The sequence below is a fragment of the Planifilum fimeticola genome (genome assembly GCF_003001905.1).
Taxonomy (GTDB): Bacteria; Bacillota; Bacilli; order Thermoactinomycetales; family DSM-44946; genus Planifilum; species Planifilum fimeticola.
On the sequence record NZ_PVNE01000053.1, the window covers coordinates 1 to 6,570 of the forward strand.

The following is a 6,570-nucleotide window of genomic DNA, read 5'->3' on the forward strand; positions in this document are numbered from 1 at the left end:
TGGGTTCGTCCTGAACATATAAAAACCTTCCTTCGGAATTGTTTTATTCCGAATTCAACAAAAAAGGCTGTTGACCCTTCTTTGTCAACAGCCTCGGCGGATTTCATCCGCCTCAAAGCCCCTCACTTTTCCGGCGCGGAACCGTGGCAGGTTTCCAGCCTCGAAGGAGAGTCCCCGCCCTCGTTCCTTTTTCCAAGCGACGGTCCCCGAAAGCGATTGGCAAAGCTGTATACCAGGACGGCTCCGACAAACACGGCAGACAACAACACGTAATAACCGAGCATTTCCATGGAGTCGTCCACCCCTCCCGTAGGATATCCCGTTCGGCTGCATTTCTAATTATTTTTTTCCCTTTTTTACCTAACCATAAGCATATAGTTTTAACACAAAATGCAGCAACGGAAAAAGATTTTCGGGGAGGGATTCCGCCCACCGGATATGTCCTACCTTTAAATGGCCGCAGTGCAAAGGCGGAAAGGCGATGAAGGAAAACCCCATCCGAGAAAACACCGGTTCATGGGAGAAAAATCGCCGACAGGAGCGGGACAGGGCGGGCAAATGCTTTTTGTGTCGGGAATTCAATGCTTTGGACACGCCGGATGATGGCTGGAAAAAGGCCGGGCGGATGCCCGGCCTTCGAGGATTCTTATGTCAGCAGGAATGATTCCCGTCGGCATGACAATCTTACGGAAGCGACTCGCAGGCGACGCCATCCCGATCCGGATCCAGGCGGTGGGGATCCTTCGCGGGTCCTCCCGCCGCTTCATAAAAGGCCTGCGCCTCTCTCTGGGAGCCGAAGTCGGAACAGTCCCGATCCGGGCCCTTGGGATCATAGGGGACATGATACGTTTTTCCATCGCGAACCACGGTGTGCATGGTCCCGCCCGTCGAACCTTCCTTCTCCTTGCACCACTTTTCCGGCTTGTACCCATCACTTGCCACATACCCGGAGCATTCCCAAATCCCCAGCCCCCGCTCCCTCGCAAATTTCTCCGCTTCCTTGAAGGCATCGAGATGACGGCGCGATTTGTAAACATACCCCACCCTGGCCAGGCCCTTTTCCAGCAGCTCCTCCTGTACATTTACGCCGTCGGCGAAGACGTAGGCCAACACACGATTGTATTTGTCCCGCTTCTCCACATCGTACTGCAGAGTGATCCGGTCCGCCTCTTCCAACATTTTTTTGGTGAACGCGGCGGCCTGGGCTCCCTTCGGTTGAGCTCCCAACTTCGGATGCTTGGTTTCGGGGGTGTCCACAAGGAGAAAGCGTACCGTCTCCACCTTTCCCTTTATCTTCATCTTGGCGGTGTCCCCATCCACGTGATCCACAAACTCCACCTCTTCCGCATCCTCGGGCTCCTTCACCAAATGGGAGCGAAAATGCGTCGTACCCGCTGCCGAACGTTGGATAAGCTCGTCATCCGATACTCCCGTCTCCTGATTCGTTCCACAGCCGGCTAAGATCAGGACTAAAACCAAACAGAGCATCCAGCGCCTTCTCATGGCTTCTCCTCCCCACTCCTCCCAAACAGCTTATGTATCTTCAACAAGCCGAGATGTGCGGATTCCATTCGCGAAAACGATGGGAGCCCATTTCGCAAACAGGGTCTTTCCACCTACTATCTCGATCCGGTCAGTACTGCCCGTGCATTCTTGGATGTGCTTTGATTATACCGATTCCGCCGACGAACGGAAAGGAACTTCGATTCTGTTTGTAAAAAAGTTATTGCGACTGTAGAATATCATCCGTGCCTAATATTTCCTGAAATTTTTGTATCAACCTCAGCGCCCGGGGGAAGGCTCGGATGCAGGCACCGGAAGCTGGATAAAAACAAGGCGAAGATAGCTCTCGACCTCTCCACTCCATAGTGCTATGAGGTGAAGATTAGGCGTAAGGAACCTCCGGTGCGGACCAGGGTGTGTGACCCCAGCGGAGGATGAAAAAGCCTATCATCTCGTTTGATCGAAGCGGGTAGAGAGTATAGAAAAAGAAAATGTTTTTGTATTATTCTATGTGGTAAATATTTTTCTTTGGAATGTTACTTTGAAGGGAAGGATAGCTTTGTATCTGTTATATTTTATGTATTTTGTTTGGTTCGCGATCAGTTGTTTAATTGTTTGGAAACTAACATCCCGATATAATAATAAATCAACGATTGGTTGGTTGAAGCGCTTGACTTTATTTGTCTTCATTTCACCTTTAGTCTTGTTATTGATGATATATGTTTTTCTCTTCCAGAACTATTACTCACGCGTTTGGCTTATGAGTCAAGATTGTTGGTTTTGCACTGGAAGCGGTCCAGGATTGTTAGGTGTTTTTATTACACTGTCATTTACGAGCATTTTGGGGTTAATTTCTTATGGAGTGCTCCGAGCTGTAGAAAAAGTTTGGAAGTATTTTCGATAGGGTAGAACAAGGTTTATCGCCTCCTCCTCCCAGCTGCTATGTTTTAGGAATTTGTGCTTTAAGCAAAGCCCTCCCTCGCCTTTGGGGGATTTTTGTGTTCTTACTTCATCGGTCGATAAATCAGCTACTCTTACACCTTTGACCATGATGAAAGGCCCTCGCAAGAAGGGCCTTTCTTTCATTGGACCTTTTCCTCTTTTCAATGCGGCATGTATTTTCATTTTTTTATGGCCGGAGAGCCAATCCCGGTGCACATTCCAACCAAAGGGATCCGGAAGTGCGGTTGTGAAAACCAGCAATGGGACGCCAAATCGCTTTGCGTACCTTTTTTTGGCTGATTGAATCCAGTTTCCGATATCTCTCGTCAATGAGTTATTCATTCACTTTCCCCGCCACCGGAAGGATCCGGAAGATCAGCCAAAAGGTCATTAACACTGTCATAAGCTTTGACTCGCCCGCTAGCCAAGTCTTCATCTGCTCTTCTTTCTGCTCTTTGCCACCCTTCGGTCCAAAACCATGCCTGATCTTTCGGGATGCGGATCATGGGCTCCATGATAATCTTTCCGTCTTGCACATAAACGTCCAATTCGTCATTCTCGTTCAAGCCCAAAGAATCCATGATTTTTTTGGGAATAGTCACTTGAGCTTTCTTTTTGATGCGGACACGTTCCACAATTCCACCTCGCCGCCTTAAATCCACCGTTTTTACCCGGAGTCCACTTGCAGGGCCCGCGTATTCCCGGGGCCCCCAACCTTCTTTTTCTCCGGTAAAACGGATGCCCTTGCCCCAACCACCGTGGAGATGGCATGTTTAAACACAAGGTGTTGCTTCCCTTGATGCTCCAAAATGACGGTTTACATGTCAAACCCTCGGATGATCCCTTTCACCCGGGCACCATTTGCCATAAAAATGGTGACCGGAAAACGCCTTTTTCGAAATTCATTCAGTTGCGGATCTTGTATCATTCACTATTCCCTCTTTTCCTGGTATGGATGTGATATGGTGTTCTTCCTAGTGCATTTGGTCCTCTTTAACAAACTGTTCAATCTCCTCCAGACGATATTCTCGAAGCCCCTCTTTTTGTCGGGATTGTTGGGTGTTTTGCTCGATGAGCTGCTTTCCTTCCAGCAACATCTGAATGATGGATCCTGGAATTCGCCAGTTACGACCCGCTTTAAATCCTGGGAGGCGTTGTTTTTCGAGCATTTGGCGGAGCACTTTTTCACTCACATCCAGAATTTCCGCCGCCTCCTCCACGGAATATCCGGGCATGTTTTTTGTCATTCCTTTCACCTTCTTATTTGTACTGAAATATACCCTGGTGATCCCCCTTTCAATCACTGTTATTACCTTTGTTTCTCTGCTTCAGACGATCCCTGCTGAAAGCAGCTGAATTCCCTGTAATACTGGGAAAATCGTGTACTACCCCATTGATAAAAGGGTATATAGGAATAAAAAAGAGGGTGATAGCGTGAGTAATAAAACTATCATCCAAACGGGATTATTTGAACAAACTGAGTACACACCGAGCCTTCACATTCTGAAGGATGGAAAGCCCGTGGATTGGTCATTTGAGCAGATTTTTGACGCTTCCACTTTCACTGAGTTGTATGCTGTCACCTATGTTGCTTCTCCTCGATTTTTCTTCGAACGAACATCGAACTTCAAAAAAATCCAGCTGATCTTGGGGATTGCGGATCCAGAGCAGCAACATCAGATGTTTTCTGCACTGGTTAATCAAAAAAAGAGGCTTGAAGATTGGCACTCCCTCCCGGATGAGGTTCAAGATCGAATACTGGAAGAACGCTATCACATCCGTTATCCTCTCCCTCATACAATCATCCATTCGAAGTTCTATCTACTTTACTCCCCAGAGACTGATTTAAAACGAGTCGTTGTCGGTTCTGCCAATTTCACACCCAATGCGTTAATCGAGCCCAATCAGTATGAAGAACTTTTGATCTTTGACGACCCTTCTCTTTATGATTACTACTTGGAACGCTTTACTTTTCTCAGAGCCAAAACAGAGGATTATATACCGGCTCCCATTCGCCGAAAAGGAAAAGAGGCCGTTAATCTATTGCTCATCCAGGATCCGGATACACAGTTTAATCTTTTGCGGGAAGAATTCGCTAAATTGAATCACCGGGAAATTGCCATTTCAGAAGAGGTTATGAACCGGCTGGAAGAAGAACCGAAGAAGTTAGCCAAAACGCAAGAGGTTGCCAATCAGATCAACCGGTTGGTCAAACTGACAACCAAAAGCAAAAAGGGGAAGAAAAAACTCATTTCCGTTAAACAGTTGGTGGATAAAAAGCAACGTATCCAAGCTTTTCTTGCCCCAACCTACCACAGGAAGGAACACCTCGATCCTCGCCCCTTGTTGGTTGCAGATAAAGGGAATAACCACTTATACCTCAAAGACACTGATTCCGATAAGGCACTCCTTTTCAGTCGCCCCGCGAATACGGAAACCATCCGAGAACAACTACAGCTGATTCACGATTTTGTAGAAGCCAATCGGCTGTTTACCGTAAAAGACGACCCCATCAACCAAAAACGGGTATATGAAGCCATTCTATACGCTTTTACTTCCCCGTTCATATGGAAAATGCGAGAACATCTCATCTACTCCGGAACCGGTGAAGCCAGTCAGCGATATCTGTTTCGACCGATCATGGTGTTAGCCGGCCGAGCATCTTCTGGAAAAACAACACTTATGAAATTCATCGCTGGCCTGATTGGAGGGTACACTGGAACAGATCCGTATGTGTCTTATTCCAAACTGAATCGAGCTAATGGAATCCTGCCTTTTATGGAAACCGAATTTATTGCTCCCGTTCTAGTGGATGAACTAACCGAATCATTCTTTACTGGGCAAAGCGGTGAACGAGTTACAAAGTACTTGGCCAACGATTTGGAAGGAGTTCATCCTTGCCTGATTGCTACAACCAACGCCGATGGATTCTCAATGAAACCCCAAGTAGCACGCCGCATTTACTTTTTGATGATTAACAGCGTCTTTGATTCGAAGCGGTCGGATGAGGCGGAAGAATATCAGGCGAAGATCACAGCGAAATTGACCAACGACCTTTTCCGGGACTTTACTTACCGCCTGGCCCAACGCATTCAAAACGACCAACCATTTGCGTATAAAAAAGATTTCCTCCAAGTCGCTCGAGAAATTTTCCAGGAGTACTATGAAGAGACAAAGCTCCCCAAACCGTCGTTTTTCCCCGATCAAATGATCAATGATTATTACGAACGAGGAAAGAAAATCTGGGCCGATCTATACACCGAACGAAAGAAAGCCTTTACTGTCCGAAAAAACGAACTGCGAGTCAAAAAGGACGATTTGTTTAAGGATCCGAAAGAGAGGAAAACCAATATGAATTACCTCCCTCCTGAAGTTGTCATCGAAGAAACCGGGATTCTTGTATTGGATAAGAAACGCTTCTTTTCCTTCATCGGGGTAAAGCGCCGGTGGTTTTGACTGGGAAGGATATCATGCGTGCCAGGACTCTTTTTTATCCCTGGGCTTTACCTGTAACGGGCCCGGACCCACAATGGAGATGTTTTGCAGGAATTACTTAAACCGCAAGAGCGTCTGGAGTAGGGCTGATCAGCTTGACCCGGGTTCCTTCTTGCTTGGGCTGTTTTTGCTCCTCGCATCAGCTTTACCACATCGAACCTTTGCCCACTCACTACTCGCTCTCGGAATGATCACATGGGTAACCGATATCCTTGAACCGGAGCGGGCACCTGTTGTTTTCGCAGGCTACCTTAGTCACCTGGTAGCCGACTCCTTGACACCCCATGGCGTTCCGTGGTTGTGGCCGTCTCAGCGGTGCTTTCGAATCGCGCGCATTCCCACCGGAAGCGGAATGGATCATGTCATTGGGGTTGCGGAGTTGCGGCATTGTTCGGCTCCTTCTTCATCTGGTGGTTCTGTAAAGAGAAAAGCACCCCGAAACGGGGTGCCGAGGCTATTGACAAACCCAGCGGAAAAACCGCTGGGTTTGTATGCTAATTGGAAGAAAATAGAGAAGAACAGACGGATAAAGGATCCGCCTTGGGGCCCATTGTTCCTCTTCCAAAGGAGCAAGGCCATTTTCTTGATGTTTTGGCAAACGGCAGTAAGGAGGCATTGCTCTGTTACTCT

The 6,570-nt window shown here is 47.5% G+C and carries 7 protein-coding genes and 2 pseudogenes; 2 read left to right on the forward strand and 7 right to left on the reverse strand.

The features are described from left to right. Window positions 1-122 precede the first annotated feature (122 nt). The 6 genes and pseudogenes from CLV97_RS17965 to CLV97_RS17425 all read right to left on the reverse strand — a co-directional run bounded on the left by CLV97_RS17965 (window position 123) and on the right by CLV97_RS17425 (window position 3,692). On the reverse strand, window positions 123-302 hold the full coding sequence (locus CLV97_RS17965) for a hypothetical protein (protein ID WP_146130546.1): 180 nt from the start codon (window positions 300-302) through the stop codon (window positions 123-125). 382 nt (window positions 303-684) lie between these two features. After that, window positions 685-1,503, reverse strand: coding sequence for a thermonuclease family protein (locus CLV97_RS17410; RefSeq protein ID WP_106346797.1), 819 nt, complete (start codon window positions 1,501-1,503; stop codon window positions 685-687). 855 nt (window positions 1,504-2,358) lie between these two features. Next, window positions 2,359-2,787, reverse strand: coding sequence for a hypothetical protein (locus CLV97_RS17970; RefSeq protein WP_146130547.1), 429 nt, complete (start codon window positions 2,785-2,787; stop codon window positions 2,359-2,361). Then, window positions 2,784-3,080: an AbrB/MazE/SpoVT family DNA-binding domain-containing protein gene (locus tag CLV97_RS17415; protein WP_245891697.1), complete on the reverse strand. Its 297-nt coding sequence runs from the start codon at window positions 3,078-3,080 to the stop codon at window positions 2,784-2,786. Before CLV97_RS17415 ends, CLV97_RS17970 begins: the two co-directional genes overlap by 4 nt. Window positions 3,081-3,112: 32 nt before the next feature. Continuing rightward, a pseudogene (gene hfq, locus CLV97_RS17420) lies at window positions 3,113-3,373 on the reverse strand (RNA chaperone Hfq). Between the two features lie 46 nt (window positions 3,374-3,419). Beyond that, complete coding sequence (locus tag CLV97_RS17425; RefSeq protein ID WP_106346799.1) at window positions 3,420-3,692, reverse strand: helix-turn-helix domain-containing protein; 273 nt, start codon at window positions 3,690-3,692, stop codon at window positions 3,420-3,422. 187 nt (window positions 3,693-3,879) lie between these two features. Here CLV97_RS17425 and CLV97_RS17430 point away from each other — a divergent pair, with 187 nt between their 5' ends. Both CLV97_RS17430 and CLV97_RS19030 read left to right on the forward strand, forming a co-directional pair. Next, on the forward strand, window positions 3,880-5,901 hold the full coding sequence (locus CLV97_RS17430) for a phospholipase D family protein (RefSeq protein ID WP_106346800.1): 2,022 nt from the start codon (window positions 3,880-3,882) through the stop codon (window positions 5,899-5,901). Window positions 5,902-5,980: 79 nt separating this feature from the next. Then, window positions 5,981-6,280 (forward strand): annotated as a pseudogene (locus tag CLV97_RS19030) (metal-dependent hydrolase); the annotation flags it as partial. A 17-nt stretch (window positions 6,281-6,297) separates the two neighbouring features. On the opposite strand, the gene CLV97_RS18695 reads toward CLV97_RS19030, so the two are convergent. Further along, window positions 6,298-6,570: hypothetical protein (locus CLV97_RS18695; protein WP_245891699.1), on the reverse strand; the 273-nt coding region annotated here is incomplete at its 5' end.